This is a genomic window from Isoptericola halotolerans, assembly GCF_045689585.1.
Taxonomy (GTDB): domain Bacteria; phylum Actinomycetota; class Actinomycetes; order Actinomycetales; family Cellulomonadaceae; genus Isoptericola; species Isoptericola halotolerans_B.
On record NZ_CP140108.1, the window covers coordinates 2,818,824 to 2,832,636 of the forward strand.

The 13,813-nt window shown below is 72.0% G+C and carries 20 protein-coding genes and 1 other RNA gene; 7 read left to right on the forward strand and 14 right to left on the reverse strand.

Translation table 11 applies throughout. The features are described 5' to 3' along the window. The first annotated feature begins 28 nt into the window (after positions 1-28). Positions 29-763, forward strand: a complete 735-nt coding sequence (locus UQW22_RS13090) for a zinc ribbon domain-containing protein (protein ID WP_407317444.1) — start codon at positions 29-31, stop codon at positions 761-763. Further along, positions 763-1,446: a histidine phosphatase family protein gene (locus UQW22_RS13095; protein WP_407317446.1), complete on the forward strand. Its 684-nt coding sequence runs from the start codon at positions 763-765 to the stop codon at positions 1,444-1,446. Before UQW22_RS13090 ends, UQW22_RS13095 begins: the two co-directional genes overlap by 1 nt. A 21-nt stretch (positions 1,447-1,467) precedes the next feature. Here the strand turns inward: UQW22_RS13095 and UQW22_RS13100 are convergent, their stop codons facing one another. Then, on the reverse strand, positions 1,468-2,301 hold the full coding sequence (locus UQW22_RS13100; protein WP_407317447.1) for a YaaA family protein: 834 nt from the start codon (positions 2,299-2,301) through the stop codon (positions 1,468-1,470). A 28-nt stretch (positions 2,302-2,329) separates the two neighbouring features. Here UQW22_RS13100 and UQW22_RS13105 point away from each other — a divergent pair, with 28 nt between their 5' ends. Together UQW22_RS13105 and rnpB are read left to right on the forward strand one after the other, a co-directional pair. After that, positions 2,330-2,797 carry a nucleoside deaminase gene (locus UQW22_RS13105; protein WP_407317448.1) on the forward strand — a complete coding sequence of 156 codons (468 nt, stop codon included), beginning with the start codon at positions 2,330-2,332 and terminating at the stop codon, positions 2,795-2,797. Between the two features lie 21 nt (positions 2,798-2,818). Then, positions 2,819-3,223, forward strand: an RNA gene (rnpB, locus tag UQW22_RS13110) — RNase P RNA component class A. Positions 3,224-3,321: 98 nt separating this feature from the next. Here rnpB and UQW22_RS13115 read toward each other — a convergent pair. The 7 genes from UQW22_RS13115 to UQW22_RS13145 form a co-directional block, all read right to left on the reverse strand. Next, a complete protein-coding gene (locus tag UQW22_RS13115; protein ID WP_407317450.1) occupies positions 3,322-3,573 on the reverse strand; it encodes a toxin in 252 nt (83 codons plus the stop codon). Further along, on the reverse strand, positions 3,570-3,845 hold the full coding sequence (locus UQW22_RS13120) for a ribbon-helix-helix domain-containing protein (RefSeq protein WP_407317451.1): 276 nt from the start codon (positions 3,843-3,845) through the stop codon (positions 3,570-3,572). The genes UQW22_RS13115 and UQW22_RS13120 overlap by 4 nt, the downstream gene beginning before the upstream one ends. 36 nt (positions 3,846-3,881) lie before the next feature. Continuing rightward, positions 3,882-4,145 carry a tyrosine-type recombinase/integrase gene (locus UQW22_RS13125; protein WP_407317452.1) on the reverse strand — a complete coding sequence of 88 codons (264 nt, stop codon included), beginning with the start codon at positions 4,143-4,145 and terminating at the stop codon, positions 3,882-3,884. 591 nt (positions 4,146-4,736) lie between these two features. Further along, positions 4,737-5,729 (reverse strand): FUSC family protein, encoded by a 993-nt coding sequence (locus UQW22_RS13130; RefSeq protein WP_407317454.1) that lies wholly within the window; start codon positions 5,727-5,729, stop codon positions 4,737-4,739. A gap of 65 nt (positions 5,730-5,794) precedes the next feature. Next, entirely contained in the window at positions 5,795-6,664 is an 870-nt protein-coding gene (locus UQW22_RS13135) for an ABC transporter ATP-binding protein (RefSeq protein ID WP_407317455.1), read from the reverse strand. Further along, the gene (locus UQW22_RS13140) at positions 6,661-7,656 is read right to left on the reverse strand and encodes an ABC transporter substrate-binding protein (protein ID WP_407317456.1); all 996 of its coding nucleotides are present in this window, start codon (positions 7,654-7,656) and stop codon (positions 6,661-6,663) included. The genes UQW22_RS13135 and UQW22_RS13140 overlap by 4 nt, the downstream gene beginning before the upstream one ends. Before the next feature lie 20 nt (positions 7,657-7,676). After that, on the reverse strand, positions 7,677-8,774 hold the full coding sequence (locus UQW22_RS13145) for a FecCD family ABC transporter permease (RefSeq protein ID WP_407317458.1): 1,098 nt from the start codon (positions 8,772-8,774) through the stop codon (positions 7,677-7,679). Positions 8,775-8,907: 133 nt separating this feature from the next. Between UQW22_RS13145 and UQW22_RS13150 the strand changes: the two genes are divergently transcribed. Next, a complete protein-coding gene (locus tag UQW22_RS13150) occupies positions 8,908-9,387 on the forward strand; it encodes a Fur family transcriptional regulator (RefSeq protein WP_407317459.1) in 480 nt (159 codons plus the stop codon). 1 nt (position 9,388) lies between these two features. On the opposite strand, the gene UQW22_RS13155 is transcribed toward UQW22_RS13150, so the two are convergent. The 4 genes from UQW22_RS13155 to UQW22_RS13170 all read right to left on the reverse strand — a co-directional run bounded on the left by UQW22_RS13155 (position 9,389) and on the right by UQW22_RS13170 (position 11,166). Continuing rightward, positions 9,389-9,763, reverse strand: a complete 375-nt coding sequence (locus UQW22_RS13155; RefSeq protein WP_407317460.1) for a fluoride efflux transporter FluC — start codon at positions 9,761-9,763, stop codon at positions 9,389-9,391. Further along, positions 9,760-10,209, reverse strand: coding sequence for a fluoride efflux transporter FluC (locus tag UQW22_RS13160; RefSeq protein WP_407317462.1), 450 nt, complete (start codon positions 10,207-10,209; stop codon positions 9,760-9,762). Before UQW22_RS13160 ends, UQW22_RS13155 begins: the two co-directional genes overlap by 4 nt. 125 nt (positions 10,210-10,334) lie before the next feature. Further along, on the reverse strand, positions 10,335-10,583 hold the full coding sequence (locus tag UQW22_RS13165) for a DUF1990 family protein (protein WP_407317463.1): 249 nt from the start codon (positions 10,581-10,583) through the stop codon (positions 10,335-10,337). Further along, complete coding sequence (locus tag UQW22_RS13170) at positions 10,570-11,166, reverse strand: hypothetical protein (RefSeq protein WP_407317464.1); 597 nt, start codon at positions 11,164-11,166, stop codon at positions 10,570-10,572. The genes UQW22_RS13165 and UQW22_RS13170 overlap by 14 nt, the downstream gene beginning before the upstream one ends. A 252-nt stretch (positions 11,167-11,418) precedes the next feature. Here UQW22_RS13170 and UQW22_RS13175 point away from each other — a divergent pair, with 252 nt between their 5' ends. Continuing rightward, positions 11,419-11,742, forward strand: a complete 324-nt coding sequence (locus UQW22_RS13175) for an STAS domain-containing protein (RefSeq protein ID WP_407317465.1) — start codon at positions 11,419-11,421, stop codon at positions 11,740-11,742. Between the two features lie 75 nt (positions 11,743-11,817). Here UQW22_RS13175 and ppgK read toward each other — a convergent pair whose 3' ends face one another. Next, positions 11,818-12,582 (reverse strand): polyphosphate--glucose phosphotransferase, encoded by a 765-nt coding sequence (gene ppgK / locus UQW22_RS13180; RefSeq protein WP_407317466.1) that lies wholly within the window; start codon positions 12,580-12,582, stop codon positions 11,818-11,820. 28 nt (positions 12,583-12,610) lie between these two features. Here ppgK and UQW22_RS13185 point away from each other — a divergent pair, with 28 nt between their 5' ends. After that, positions 12,611-12,814, forward strand: a complete 204-nt coding sequence (locus UQW22_RS13185; RefSeq protein WP_407317467.1) for an SPOR domain-containing protein — start codon at positions 12,611-12,613, stop codon at positions 12,812-12,814. Positions 12,815-12,831: 17 nt separating this feature from the next. On the opposite strand, the gene panB is transcribed toward UQW22_RS13185, so the two are convergent. Continuing rightward, positions 12,832-13,734, reverse strand: a complete 903-nt coding sequence (gene panB / locus UQW22_RS13190; RefSeq protein WP_407317468.1) for a 3-methyl-2-oxobutanoate hydroxymethyltransferase — start codon at positions 13,732-13,734, stop codon at positions 12,832-12,834. Positions 13,735-13,813: the final 79 nt, after the last annotated feature.

Here is a 13,813-nt window from a genome sequence, read left to right on the forward strand (position 1 = left end):
CTGAAGAGCTGCACGAGAGGACCCATCCATGGCTACCGCACCCGTCGAGGATCAGCGTCGCCTGCTCGAGGTCCAGGCCCTCGACACCAGGCTCCAGCAGCTCGCGCACCAGCGCAGCCACCACCCGGCCCTCGCCACGCTCGCCGAGCTCGACCAGCGTCTGCGCGACCTGCACGGGTCCCTGGTCGACTCCCGGACCGCCGTCGCGGACCTCGAGCGCGACGTCACCAAGGCCGAGCGAGACGTCGAGCAGGTCCGCCAGCGTGCGGCGCGCGACCAGCAGAAGCTCGACGCCGGCGCGCTCGGCGCCAAGGACGCCACCGCCGTCGTGAGCGAGCTCGAGTCGCTGGCCCGCCGGCAGAACGTCCTCGAGGAGGCCGAGCTCGAGCTGATGGAGCGGCTCGAGGCGCACCAGGAGGCGCTGTCCAAGGTCGAGGCCGCCCACGGCGAGCTGGTCGCCGCCCAGGAGAAGGCCGCCGCGGAGCGCGACGCCGCGTTCGCCGAGATCGACGGCGCCGCCCAGCAGGTCGCCGCCGAGCGAGCCGCCGCGGTCGACGGGCTCGACGCCGCGCTCGTGACCCTCTACGACCGCTTGCGTGCGCAGCTCGGATCGGGGGCGGCCGCGCTGAACGGCAACCGCTGCGAGGGCTGCCGCCTGGAGCTGAACCCCGGCGACCTCGCCGCTGCGAAGAACGCCGCGCCCGAGCAGGTCGTCCGGTGCGAGGAGTGTGGCCGGATCCTCGTGCGCGCCGCGGCGGCCTGATGCGGCGTCCGGCACCGGGAGCGCTCGCCCGGTACGACGGCGCGGTGCCCGCCACGGTGGTGCTGGTGCGCCACGGCGTGACGCCGCTGACGGAGGTCGGCGCACTCTCCGGCGGGGACGTGCCGGGCCCGTCGCTGACGACGGCGGGACAGCGACAGGCGGCGCAGGCCGCCGACCTCGTGTTCCGCATCGGCAAGGACCAGTGGCCCGACCTGCCTCGTCCGGACTCGCTCGTCGCCTCGCCGATGGTGCGCGCCCAGGAGACGGCGTCGGCCGTCGGTCGCCGGATCGGTGCGACGGTCCGCACGGACCAGCGGTTCGCCGAGATCCGCTTCGGCGACTGGGAGGCTCTCGTCCCCGAGCAGGTGCACGAGCGCTGGCCGGGGGAGCTGCGCCGGTGGGTCACCGAGGGGACGTTCGCCCCGCCCGGTGGTGAGTCGTACGCCGACCTCGGTGCCCGGGTGCAGCCGGCGCTGGACGAGGTGGCGGCGCACGCCGTCGGGAGCACCGCCGTCGTCGTCGCGCACGCGGCGGTCGTGCGTACCCTGGTCGGCCTGGCCCTGGACGCGCCGCCGAACGCCTGGGGACGCGTCCGCATCCCGCCGTGCTCGTTGTCGGTGCTGCGCATCTGGCCCGACGGCGCCCGGGAGGTCACCGCCGTCGGGTATCCCGCGGCGGACTGAGCAGGTCGGCGCGGAGCGCCCTCACGAGATGACGAGCTCCAGGACGCGGGACCCGCTGCGAGCGGACGGCTCGCCCAGCGTCGCCTCGATCATCCGGTAGCTCAGACCGGTGCCGACCTCGGTGCCGATCACCTCGCCGTCGAGCTCGCGGACGGCCGTGAGCAGCTCGTCCGCGGACGACGGCGGCGGCCCCGTCCGGCGCAGCAGGTGCCCGGTGAGCACGCCACGGGTGTGCTTGGCGTTGTGCGAGACGACGGTGCGCCGGCCGTCCGCCTCGCGCACGACGCGGACGGTCACCCACTCGGCAGCCTGCTCGCCGGTGGTCGCCGGCTTCCACGCGGCCAGGTAGGCGGCCGAGCGGCAGTCGACGACGACGTCCCCGGCCGCGCGCTTCTCCAGCGCCCGCGCCAGGCGGGGCCGCCAGGCGGTGGCGAGCTTCCCGACGCCCGGCAGGTCGACGCTCATCGAGAGCCGGTAGGCGGGGATGCGGTCGCCCGGAGCGACCATGCCCCACAGCCCCGAGAAGGTGCGGACCGAGTCCGTGGCGAGCGCGCGGGCCTGCCCGGTGAGGTCGCCCAGGCCAGCTGCCGTGTAGAGCACGCCGGTGTACACATCGGTGGCAGCCGCGGCCGGAGCCGTACGCAGCGTGGTGTTGCGAGCGACCTCGTCGGCGAGCGTCGTGCCGACCTTGAGGGCCTCCGTGGCGCCCGGGCCCGAGCTCACCGCGGCCAGGGCGTCGAGCACGGCCTCGCGCTGTGAGGAGAGCTCCGGCGCTGTCAGAGCCTGGAGGTCGACCGGGGTGCCACCGTCGGGTGCAGGGGTCTTGCCCTCGGAGGGCGGGAGGCAGATCAGCACCCGGACACCCTATGGGAGCATCGGTGCCATGACGTCCGACGAGCGATGGCTCCACCGTGCGGTCGAGCTGGCGGTGTCCGGAGTGCCGGCGGGCGCCGGTCCGTTCGGGGCGGTCGTGGTGCGTGGCGGCGAGGTCGTGGGCGAGGGGACCAACCGCGTGACCGTGGACCTCGACCCGAGCGCGCACGCCGAGGTCGTGGCAGTCCGGGCCGCCTGCCGGGCGCTCAGCACGTTCAGCCTGGCCGGCGCCGTGCTGTACAGCTCGTGCGAGCCGTGCCCCATGTGCCTGGCCACCGCCCTGTGGGCACGCGTGGACCGGGTGGTATTCGCCGCCGACCGCCACGACGCCGCGGCGGCCGGGTTCGACGACCGGCTGTTCCACGATGTGCTGGCCGGCCGCGCCCCTGCCCCGCTGCCGGTGGAGCAGCGGCCCGTGGACGACGCGTCGGCGCCGTTCGAGGCGTGGCACGCGTTCGACGGGAAGTCTGCGTACTGAGGGGTATCCTTGCCGGGCGGACGAGTCGGTCGGACGGTCGCGTCGTCGCTGCTCCTCGGGGCGGTGGCGCCGAGGAACGTCCGGGCTCCGAAGGGCAAGGTGGTGGCTAACAGCCACCCGGGGTGACCCGCGGGAAAGTGCCACAGAAAGCAGACCGCCTGCACGCCTCGGCGAGCAGGTCAGGGTGAAACGGTGGTGTAAGAGACCACCAGCACGGCCGGTGACGGTCGTGGCTCGGTAAACCCCACCTGGAGCAAGGTCAGACAGGCTGTGATCGAGGGCGGCCCGCCCGATTCTCTGACGAGAAGCGCAGTCGGGTAGACCGCTGGAGGCCTGTGGCAACGCAGGTCCTAGATGGATGACCGTCGCCCGTGCTGGGGCAACCCGGTGCGGGAACAGAACCCGGCGTACAGACCGGCTCGTCCGCTTCACACGGTCTGACCTGCGGCTTGATGCCGCAGAGGGTGGCCCAGTCCGCAGAGAGTCCGCAGGAATCTCTGCGTGGGCTCCCGGAGGGCCGTCGATCAGAGCCAGTCGAGGTACTGCTGGCGGGCCTTCATCGCGTGGATCACGAGCTCGTCGCCGGAGTCGAAGGCGAGGATGACGAGCTCCAGCACGCGTCCCGCCGGATCGACGCCCAGCAAGAGCCAGCGTCGAGGGTCGTCCTCGTCGTCAAGCGGCTCACGCAGCAGTGCGTGCATGCCCGCGTACAGGACGACGTCGTCGGTGAGGCTGTCTCGCTTGAAGTGCTTGCGTGCGGACTCGTGGACCTTCACGCCACGTGGGCCCAGGCGCGGACCGCGGCGCGGATCGCCTCCGACTCGTTCGCCAGGCCTTCGTGCTCTGCGCGCTTCCGAAGGGCGGCCAGTGTTTGCTCATCGAGGCGGACCGTGACGGGGTTGCCGGGGCCGTGGCCGACGGCGGGGCGGCCCCGGCGACTCTTGCGGAGAGCGGGCAGGTCGTATCCGGCCTCGGCCTCGTCGGCCCACGCCTGGATCTGCTCGTCGGTGACCGATTTGCCGTGGATGGTGCGCTGCTTCTCATCCATAGGAATAACGTACACGAAAATGTGGCCTACGTGACCTTACGCGGCGGAGGTGCGGTCGTCCCGGCTAGCGGCAGGCGGCGCGAAGGCGCTGTCCACGGCGTCTCGGGTCCGGTCGTTCTCCGGTCGGAGGTGGGGGTGGGTGTCGAGAGTCTCGCCGGTGGACTTGTGGCCGAGGCGTGCTTGCACGACCTTCACGGAGGCGCCGTGGCGAATGAGCAGAGCGTAGTAGTGCCGGAGGTCGTGGAAGACGACCGCGTGGGCGGCTACCGATACCTTGACCGGTGGATGGCTCGTCATCATGGCCGTCGCAGTATCCGCTTCCCTGGTAGGGGTGGATCGCAGTTCGACCGTGGCGGTGTCAGGCGCTGATTCTGGAGGATTAGGTTGAGCGTCTCCAGCGAGAGTGGAGCAGTTGGGGTCTGCGGAACACTCGCCCGACGCCGATACCGTGAGGTGCCGCTAAGGCAGTTCCGCAGATGCCCATCGGACGCGCTTCCCGCCATTCGGACGGGCTCAGGTGCAAGGATGGACGCGTGAGCGGCTACTACCAACGTGCAGGGGCAGGGTTCTCCTACTGGCCGGCCGAAGCGCGCCCACGCTGGCGCGATGCGCAGGTTGGTGCTTTGGGTGCGCTCCTCGCGCACTGGTCGTACGGCCCAATGAGCCCGCGTTGCTGTCGTTGCCGACAGGGTCGGGAGAATCTGCCGTGGCGGTTGCGACGCCGCACCTCGTGGGCGCCACGTCAGTCCGTGACGGTGCGTTCGCCCAGAGAGGCGAACCCGGCGTACAGACCGACTCGTCCGCATCCCGAGCCCTTCCCTGACTCGCGACCGTCTTCCTGACGTCCTTCCGGAGTGCTGTCGCCTCGTCGTCGAGTCGTCGGCGGCGGCTTCAGGCGTCGGTGTCCTCGGCCGAGTCCGTCCTCGACCGGCCGCGGTGCCGTCGTCCGGTGACGAGGACGTGGCCCGCCGTGAGCACGACCGCGGCGACGGCGGCACCCACGATGGTGTAGAGCGCTCGTTCGACGATGCTGTCGACGATGGCCCCTGATCCTCCGGCGGTCTGCAGGACGACGGCCGGGGTCAGGAAGGCGACGAAGGCCCAGTACGGGAGCCTCATGTTCGCCCACGCGGCGGCGACCGTGAGCACGATCGCCAGCGCGGTGATGACGGCGGGCATGTCCTGGAGCACGGCGACGATCAGGACGGCGACCAGCGCGCCGGCCAGGGGCCCGGCCACGCGTGCCGCGATCCGGCCGGCACTGTCGACGTAGTACGGCTGCACGACGACGAAGAAGGTGAGGATCATCCACCACGAGTCGGCGTCGAGACTGCTCATGGCGACGTAGGTCGCGAACCCGACCAACAGGCCGAGTGCGGCGGCGTAGTAGCCGGCTGTGTGCCGGGGAACCGTCTTCGGCGGCTTGACAGGGAACGCCCGGACGACGAACTGACCGAGCGAGGCCGTCCAGAGACCGCCGGCGAGCACGACGCCGACGGTGACGAACCCGGACGTCAGCGACGAGTCGGCCGCCACCGTGCCGGTGGCGAGCCTCACGTCCAGGTCGCCGATCAGGGCGAAGGCCGCCAGGGGGCCGGCGAACGAGAGCATCAGGTGCCAGCCGCGCACCGCGGCGAGTCCGGCCGCGACGGCGACGGCTGCCATGTAGAGCGCGCCGACCACCGGCATGTCGTGCAGCAGGAGAGATATCCCGATGAGAGCCGGAGTGACGAGGGCCGCGGCGAACCCGACTCGTGCGCCGGCGAACAGCCCGATGATGACCGGCAGCATGCCGAGATACCAGAGCGAACCGTTCGCGTGCCACGGGGAGACGCTGAGCGCCACCATGGGCGCCAGCAGGAGGACAGCGAGGAGCGCGACCATGCCACGCGATGGCGTAGTTTTCGCTGCTGGCTGTGCGTGGGCTTCAGCCGTCATGTCGGCACACGCTAGTCGTCGTCCGCCAGAGGTGCACTCGCGGCCGTTCGACCCGCTGCGGCGAGGGCCGCGGCGTCGGGCGCCGTGCCGGACGTGTGGCGGTGGCTCGCCGGGTGCCGGTGCTCGGGCGCGCGGAAGAGCAGCTGCGGTCGCCCGTCGTCGGCCTCCACCCGCTGGATGCGGATCCCGTAGACCGGTTCGAGGACGTCGGGTCGCAGCACCTCCTCGACCGTGCCCGACGCGACGACGTGCCCACGGTCGAGCAGCACGAGGCGGTCGCAGTAGCGGGCGGCGAGGTTCAGGTCGTGCAGCACGATGATCGTCGTGACACCCAGCTCGCGCACGAGGGCGAGCACCTCGTGCTGGAAGTGGATGTCCAGGTGGTTGGTCGGTTCGTCCATCAGGAGGTGCGTGGCGCGTTGCGCGAGGGCTCGCGCGATCAGGACGCGCTGCTTCTCGCCGCCCGACAGGTCGGCGACGTCGCGGCCGGCGAGATGCTCGGCGCCGACCCGACGCAGGGCGTCGCCGGCGACGTCGATGTCGAGCTCGGTCTGCCGCTGCCAGGCACGCAGGTGCGGGCTGCGCCCCAGCAGCACCGTGTCGATCACCGAGAGCGGGAGCTCGCCGGGGGGCTCCTGCACGACGACGGCGATCTCACGCGCCACGTCGCGGGCGCGCAGGTGGCGGATCTCCGTGCCGTCCACGGTGACCCCGCCCCGCGTCGGGGCCAGGGCTCCGTAGAGCGCACGCAGCAGCGTCGTCTTCCCGCTGCCGTTGGGGCCGATGAGTCCCACGACCTCGCCGAGGTCGGCCGTGACCGAGACGCGGTGCAGCACCTCGGCGTCGGTGTAGGCGTGGCTGACGTGCTCGGCCGAGATCATGAGCCGGTCCCGAACCGCTCGACGATCCGCTCCAGCCCGTCCACGGAGAGCGGGGTGGGAGGCTCGGTGAAGTTGAACAGCTGCACGAGCACGTCGTCGTTCTCGATCGCCTGGAGCGCGTCGCTGCCGGGCAGGCCCTCCACCGCCTCCAGGACACCGGACTCGTCGCCCTGGTAGAGCAGGACGAGCACGTCGGGGTCGCGGGCGATGAGCTCCTCGACACTCACCTCGAAGACACGCTCCGCGGTGTCGTCGAAGACGTTGGTGAAGCCTGCTGCGCCGAGCTGGGGCTGGGCCATCGAACCGCGGCCGTAGGCGTAGAGCGGGCCGCCGCCGACCGACGGGTAGAGCACCGCGGCGTCGCGCTCGGGCGTGTCGGCCGCCGTCGCCTCCTCCGCCGCCGCGACGCGAGCCCTCAGGTCGGCGACGAGATCCTCGGCCTCGTCGCGGCGGTCGAAGACCTCGCCGTACGTGCCGATCTGCTCGTACAGCGACGCGAACGACGTGTCGCCGACGTCGGAGGGGCAGTAGACCGGCTGCACGAGGGTGTTCGAGCCGCCGTCGTGCAAGCCCTCGCGGGTGAGGCCCTCGGGCAGCCCGAGCGTCAGGTCCGGCTGCTGCGCCAGGACGACCTCCGCGTTGATCATGAGATGGCCGGCCGTGTCGATCTCGTCCGAGAGCATCTCGACCTGGTCGATGCGCCGGTTGAGGTCGGCCGAGTAGTACTCGTCGGAGAAGGTCCCTGCCCGGGCGACGGCACGGTCCAGCACCCCGAGGCCGTCGAGGATCGTGACGGGCGCGGACTCCAAGAGCACGACGCGCTCCGGTGCCGACTCGAAGACCACCTCCTCGCCGCAGTTGTCGACGGTCAGGGGGTAGGTGGTTCCCTCGGTCTGCGCGGCCGGGTCCACGGACTCCTGGGCCGACGCGCTGCAACCGGCGACGGCGAGAGCGAGGAGGCCGACGGCGAGCGAACGGGTCGTGTGCGCCATGGCGCCACGCTCCTTCCGGATCATGAGTGGCGGGCGTACATGCGCCGGACGAGGACCAGCAGGAAGGGCGCGCCGACGATCGCGGTGAGGATGCCGATCGGCAGCTCTCGGGGTTGCATGGCGGTGCGGGCGAGGGCGTCGGCCCAGATCAGGAAGAGCGCGCCGAGGAGGGCGGCCACCGGCAGCATGCGGCTGTGGACGGCACCGACGAGCCGGCGTGCGAGGTGCGGTATCACGAGGCCGACGAACCCGATCGCGCCGGCGGCGGCGACCACCGCCCCGGTGCACAGCGCCACGACGACGAGCATCCCGACGCGTGTGCGGTCCGGGGAGACGCCGAGCGTGAACGCGGTCTCGTCTCCCGCGGCGACGACGTCGAGCCGTCGTCCGTGGAGCAGCAGACCGGCGAAGGTCGCCGCCACGACGATGACCACGATCGCGAGCACGACGTCCCAGCGGGCCAGGCTGAGGGACCCGAGCAGCCAGAACATGACCGACCGCGACCCCTCCGCGGAGTCGGAGGCGAAGATGAGGAAGCTCGTGGCGGCGGAGAGGGCGTAGCCGACCGCGACGCCGGACAGTAGGAGGCGCAGCGACGTGATCCGTCCACCGGTCCGGGAGATGAAGAAGACGAGGAGCGACGCCGCGAGGGCACCGAGGAAGGCGCTCAGCGGCAGCGAGTACGGACCGATCCCGGCGCCGAGGCCGAAGAGGATCGCTCCGGCGGCGCCTGTCGACGCACCGCCGGAGATGCCGAGGATGTAGGGGTCGGCCAGCACGTTGCGGACCATCGCCTGCAGGGTCGCCCCGCACAGGGCGAGGCCCGCACCGACCGCCAGGCCCAGCAGCACGCGGGGGATGCGCACGTTCCACACGATCGCCTCGTCAGAGCGGGACCACCCCACGTCGGCTGGCAGGACTCCGACGTGGTGCAGCGCGATGCGCAGGATGGTCTCGGGGGCGACGGCGACCGGGCCGATACCGGTCGTCGCGACCGCGGACGCCAGCAGCGCCGCGGTCAGGGCGATCGTCCAGAGGACGGTGCGCCGCCGGGAGGTGCGGACGGAGCCGGCGAACGTCGCCGCGTGCGACGCCGGTTCCTCGCCGATGACAGTCATGGTGACGCGCCCCTGGTCAATTGCGACATCGTCGCATCTGCGACGATCGGTGCCACAGTAGTTCACCGCGTGCCGGACGGTGTCCGCTCGTCCGTTCCGCGGTCGGGCGCACGTCGGTGTCAGGATGAGTGACATGCCGACACACCACGAGGCGTTGCACGCCGCGTCCGGATCCGCGGCCGTCAGCGCCGCGGTCGCTACGCTGCGCGAGCGCGGCGAGCGGGTCACGGCGCCGCGACGGTCCGTGCTCGGTGTGCTCGCCGCACATCCTGACCCGCTCAGCGCCGACGACGTCGCGACGATGCTCGCCGGTGGTGACGTGCACCGGGCGACGGTCTACCGCACCCTCGACCTGCTGGTCGCGGCCGGCGTCGTGGCGCACAGCCGTCCGGTGGGTGGCGCCGCCCGGTACCACGTCACGGTGGCTGGGACGGTCCACGAGCACCTGCACGGGCACTGCCGTGAGTGCGGGACGATCGTGCCGCTGCCCGTGGACGCCTTCGACGCGACGACGGCCCGCTTGCGTGACGTCACCGGGTTCTCCCTCGAGCCCGGTCAGAGCACCCTGGCAGGTATCTGCCGGGCGTGCCGTGGCGGTGCGGCGGGCGGATGACCTAGAGCGAAGCGCCCCACCGGTAGCCGGCGTAGGCCAGGGCGACGCACACCACGAGGATCCCGATCGAGTACGCGAACGCGGTGCCATAGCGCTTCTCCCGGACCAGCTGGGCAGTCTCGTAGCTGGCGGTGCTGAAGGTCGTGTAGCCGCCCAGGAAGCCGGTGCCGACGACCGCGACGTCGGTCGAGGCGGTGGCGCTGACGACGAGGCCGGTGAGGGCGCCGAGGACCAGCGATCCGGACATGTTGATGATCGCCGTGGGCCAGGGGAAGGCGCTGGTGGTCTGGGAACGGAGGAGGCCGTCGACCACGAAGCGGGCGCCCGCACCCAGGCCGCCCGCGACCGTGAGCAGGAGGAAGACACCGAGGGTCATCGGGCGGTCCTCTCGTCGGCGGCCGGCACCTGTGGATTCGTCCTGGCGGCCACGACGATGCCCGCGAAGGTCGCCGACGCACCGACCAGCACCGTCGCGAGCACGTAGATCGTCGCCAGGTCGACCCGCGAGCCGTCGAGGAGGATCGCGGTGTCGGTGGCCAGCGAGCTGTACGTCGTGAACCCGCCGCAGAAACCGGTGCCGAGGAGCAGCGTGAGCCGCGGACCGCGCGCGTCGCCGCGGAGCTGGTGCGCCAGGGCGACGGTCAGGTATCCCAGCAGGAAGGCTCCGACGACGTTTGCGATCAGTGTGGCGACGGGCATCTGGTCGAGATCCGGGACGGCCAGGGAGACCCCCTCGCGGCCCGCGGCACCGAATGTCCCGCCAACCATGACGAGCCCGATCGAGGTCCAGCGGAAGTGGCCGGGGAGAGGTCGCGACGTCATCGCGGGACCGGCGCGGTGTCGGCCCGGCCGTCGTGCGCTGGTTCTGTCATGCATCGAGCGTAGAGCCGGGCAGGATGCCGCGTCACACGACGGGCGCCTCGCCGGCGCGCTCGCGGCGACCCGCGCTACGTCGCTCGTGCCCCGTCCTGACGCAGGGCGCGCAGAAACCGGCGGCGGTAGACGTGCCGCGCGAGCAAGGCCACTGGGAAGAGCGGCTTCCAGAGCCCGTGTCCCGCGCGCGTCAGCGAACGCAGCGTCAGGGTGACGCTGCCGCCGTCGTCGCGACGGACGATGAACGCCTCCTCGCCCGTGGCCGGGTGACCCTCGAGCGTGCCGTAGGCCAGCGCGACCCGGTGGTCGTCAGAGACCTCCACAGGCTCCCGCACCAGAGCGCAGCCGGACGGTGCGCTCGTACGCCCGCCATGCCGCGGGTGGCCGCCACCTGTCGGTGCCGGGTGCCGTGCCGCCCACCACTCCGTAGCTGAGCTCGCGCCGGCGGAGCTGGTGCTGTGACAGCGTCACGAGGTCGTCGGGGCGGCCTCCCGCATCGCTGATCGCCGACCTGACGGCACGCTCTTCGGTGGGGTGGAGCCTCCACGCGGTGCTGGCGCCGGTGTCGTTCACGTCCCAGAGATGGTCGCCGTGGTCGCTCATCCCCGTCGAGCCGATGGTGAAGGGGGCGAGCGCCTGGGCGATCTCGAAGTCCTCGTCGACCCGCGGGTCGAGGGTGAGCGAGATGCCTCGACGTCGCTTCCGTCCGAGGCGATCCCCTGCGAGGCGGAGGGCGGGGAGGGCGTCCGCCGGCCAGGGCTCGTCGGAGAGGACGTCGAGCCAGAGGACGGTCAAGCGGTCGCGTTGCGCCCCCAGCGCTCCGCGGATCGCCGCTTCGGTGGTCGCGCGGGTCGCGTCGTCGCTGCCCCCGAACCAGGACGCTTCGTCGTCGCTGTGCCCGCTCACCGGGCCCATCATGCCGCATGCGTGGCGTCGTCACGGGGCGAGGCGGATCGAGTGGTGAGAGGGAAGCGTCCGAGTGTCGGACGTCTTGTCGAAGCGTGAAAATTTGGTCAAGGAGTTCTCTGTGACGGGGTTCACTCCCGGGCCGTGCTGGTGTAAGTTGGCCGCATCGCGACGACGAGGTCGCGTGTCCTGATCGCCGGTGCCGCGCCGCGGCACGCAGGGGGCGTTGACTCCAGGGACGAAGGTGTGACAGTGACCCTCACCAGTGAGGTTCAGGCCGGCGGGATCGCTCTGACCGAGCGCCCGTCGGTGAGCGTGGTGACGATGTGGGGCGAGGTCGACATCGCCCTGCGCAACGAGGCCTCGGCGGCGCTCGCCGGGGCGTTCCAGCGAGACCTGCCCGTCGTGGTGGACACGTCCCGGGTGACGTTCATCGACTCCGCGGGCATCGCCTTCCTCGTCCAGCTCTGCCGCATCGGGCAGGACGAAGGGCTCCAGGTCTCGTTGCACGAGCCGCCGACTGCCATCCGCCAGGCGCTGCGCACGCTCGAGCTCGACTCGCTCGTCGCAGGCTGACAGCACCGACGACGGGGCCGGCCACCGCGTGTGGTCGGCCCCGTCGCCTGCGGGCGCCTCGTCGGCCCGGGGCCGTCAGTGCGGCCGTGCGGCGAGGGACGCCGCGCCGACGATGCCGGCCCGGTTGCGCAGGGTCGCCGGGATGATGTCGGCACGCAGGTCGAGCAGCGGCAGGAACTTCTCATGGTGCTTGCTCACCCCGCCACCGACGACGATGAGGTCGGGGGAGAGCAGCATCTCCACCGTCTCGAAGTAGCGCTGGAGCCTCTTGGCCCACTTCTCCCAGGACAGGTCCTCCCGGTCCCGGGCCGACTCGGCGGCCTTCTGCTCGGCGTCGTGCCCGTCGATCTCCAGGTGGCCCAGCTCGGTGTTCGGCACGAGTGCACCGTCGACGAGCAGGGCGGAGCCGATCCCGGTGCCCAGGGTGGCCACGAGGACCACTCCGTCGCGCCCCTGGGCCGCCCCGTAGCGCTGCTCGCCGACGCCGGCCGCGTCGGCGTCGTTGACCGCCACGGCCTCGTGGCCGGTCGCGTCCCGGACCAGGGCGGGCAGGTCGACCCCCTTCCAGGACTTGTGCAGGTTCGCGATGAACCGGACGACGCCGTGGTCGAGCGGGGCGGGGAAGGCGACGCCGATCGGGGCGTCGTCGGGAAGGTCGAAGCCGCCGACGAGATCGGCGAGGATCTCGCTCACGGCCTCGGGGGTCGACCTGTCGGGGGTGCGGATCCGTTGCCGCTCCGCGGTGAACTCACCGGTGGCCAGGTCGACCGGTGCGCCCTTGATCCCGGACCCTCCGACGTCGATGCCGAAGGCCACCCGGTGCTCTCGTTGCTCAGCCATGGGAACCATCTTGGTGCAGGATCGTGTCATGAGCGAGAACAGTCCGCGCCCGGCGCAGTTCTGGTACAACACCGAGACCGGCGAGGTGGAGGAAGCGGCGCAGAAGTCGTCGTGGACCCACCTCATGGGCCCCTATCCCACGCGCGAGGCGGCCGAGCAGGCGCTCGACACCGCCTCGCGTCGCAACGAGTCCTGGGAGGACGAGGACAGCGACTGGCGCGGGCAGGGCTGACCAGGGCCGGGGCCCGGCTACTGCTGGAAGGAGTGCTCCGTCGAGGGGAACGCGCCCGAACGCACCTCGCCGGCGAAGTCCGCGGCCGCCTGCTGCAGCGCGCGGCCCAGCTCGGCGTAGCGGCGGGCGAACCGGGGTGACCAGTCGGTCATCCCCGCCATGTCCGTCCACACCAGCACCTGGCCGTCGACGTGCGGCCCGGCGCCGATCCCGATCGTCGGGATCTGCAGGAACTCGGTGATGCGCTCGGCGACCTCCACCGGCACCATCTCCAGCACGACCGCGACGGCCCCGGCCTCCTGGACGGCGAGGGCGTCCTGGCTGAGCTCCTCGGCGGCGTCGTCGCCCCGGCCCTGGACCCGCGGGCCGCCGAGCGCGTTCTCCGACTGCGGGGTGTAGCCGAGGTGCCCGACGACGGGGATCCCGGCGTCCGAGATCGCGCGGATCTGCGCGGACGCCCGCCGGCCGCCCTCGAGCTTCACCGCCGACGCGCCGGTCTCCTTCATCACCCGGACGGCCGACGCGAGCGCCTGCTCGGGCCCGGCCTCGTAGGTGCCGAACGGCAGGTCGACGACGACGAAGGCGTGCCGCGTCGCCGAGGCGACCGCGCGACCGGCACGCACCATGTCGTCCAGCGTCACCGGGAGCGTCGTGGCGTGCCCCAGCATCGTGTTGCCGATCGAGTCGCCGACGAGCAGCGTGTCGATCCCTGCGGCGTCGAGGAGCGCCGCGGTAGGTGCGTCGTAGGCGGTCAGCATCGTGATCCGCTCGCCGCGCTCCTTGGCCTGCTGCAGGTGGTGGACCCGCACGCGGCGGGCGCCGTGCGCGATGCCGGCGGCGTCCTCGCCATGCGGGGTGACGGACCTCACATCCGGTCCGGAGGGGCTCTGGGGCGCAGGATTCTGGCTCGTGGTTGCCATGGTCGATAGCGTAGGCGACAGCCGGGTGGGACCTCGTCTCGTGATCTCGTCCCCCCTGGTCGACGGCGCCGGAACGGTT

Bases quoted from the DNA above. Each gene is read 5' to 3' on its own strand.
- UQW22_RS13090 (WP_407317444.1), top strand. From the start codon at position 29: ATGGCTACCGCACCCGTCGAGGATCAGCGTCGCCTGCTCGAGGTCCAG.
- UQW22_RS13095 (WP_407317446.1), top strand. From the start codon at position 763: ATGCGGCGTCCGGCACCGGGAGCGCTCGCCCGGTACGACGGCGCGGTG.
- UQW22_RS13105 (WP_407317448.1), top strand. From the start codon at position 2,330: ATGACGTCCGACGAGCGATGGCTCCACCGTGCGGTCGAGCTGGCGGTG.
- UQW22_RS13120 (WP_407317451.1), bottom strand. From the start codon at position 3,845: ATGGATGAGAAGCAGCGCACCATCCACGGCAAATCGGTCACCGACGAG.
- UQW22_RS13125 (WP_407317452.1), bottom strand. From the start codon at position 4,145: ATGATGACGAGCCATCCACCGGTCAAGGTATCGGTAGCCGCCCACGCG.
- UQW22_RS13130 (WP_407317454.1), bottom strand. From the start codon at position 5,729: ATGGTCGCGCTCCTCGCTGTCCTCCTGCTGGCGCCCATGGTGGCGCTC.
- UQW22_RS13135 (WP_407317455.1), bottom strand. From the start codon at position 6,664: ATGATCTCGGCCGAGCACGTCAGCCACGCCTACACCGACGCCGAGGTG.
- UQW22_RS13140 (WP_407317456.1), bottom strand. From the start codon at position 7,656: ATGGCGCACACGACCCGTTCGCTCGCCGTCGGCCTCCTCGCTCTCGCC.
- UQW22_RS13145 (WP_407317458.1), bottom strand. From the start codon at position 8,774: ATGACTGTCATCGGCGAGGAACCGGCGTCGCACGCGGCGACGTTCGCC.
- UQW22_RS13150 (WP_407317459.1), top strand. From the start codon at position 8,908: ATGCCGACACACCACGAGGCGTTGCACGCCGCGTCCGGATCCGCGGCC.
- UQW22_RS13155 (WP_407317460.1), bottom strand. From the start codon at position 9,763: ATGACCCTCGGTGTCTTCCTCCTGCTCACGGTCGCGGGCGGCCTGGGT.
- UQW22_RS13160 (WP_407317462.1), bottom strand. From the start codon at position 10,209: ATGACGTCGCGACCTCTCCCCGGCCACTTCCGCTGGACCTCGATCGGG.
- ppgK (WP_407317466.1), bottom strand. From the start codon at position 12,582: ATGGCTGAGCAACGAGAGCACCGGGTGGCCTTCGGCATCGACGTCGGA.
- UQW22_RS13185 (WP_407317467.1), top strand. From the start codon at position 12,611: ATGAGCGAGAACAGTCCGCGCCCGGCGCAGTTCTGGTACAACACCGAG.
- panB (WP_407317468.1), bottom strand. From the start codon at position 13,734: ATGGCAACCACGAGCCAGAATCCTGCGCCCCAGAGCCCCTCCGGACCG.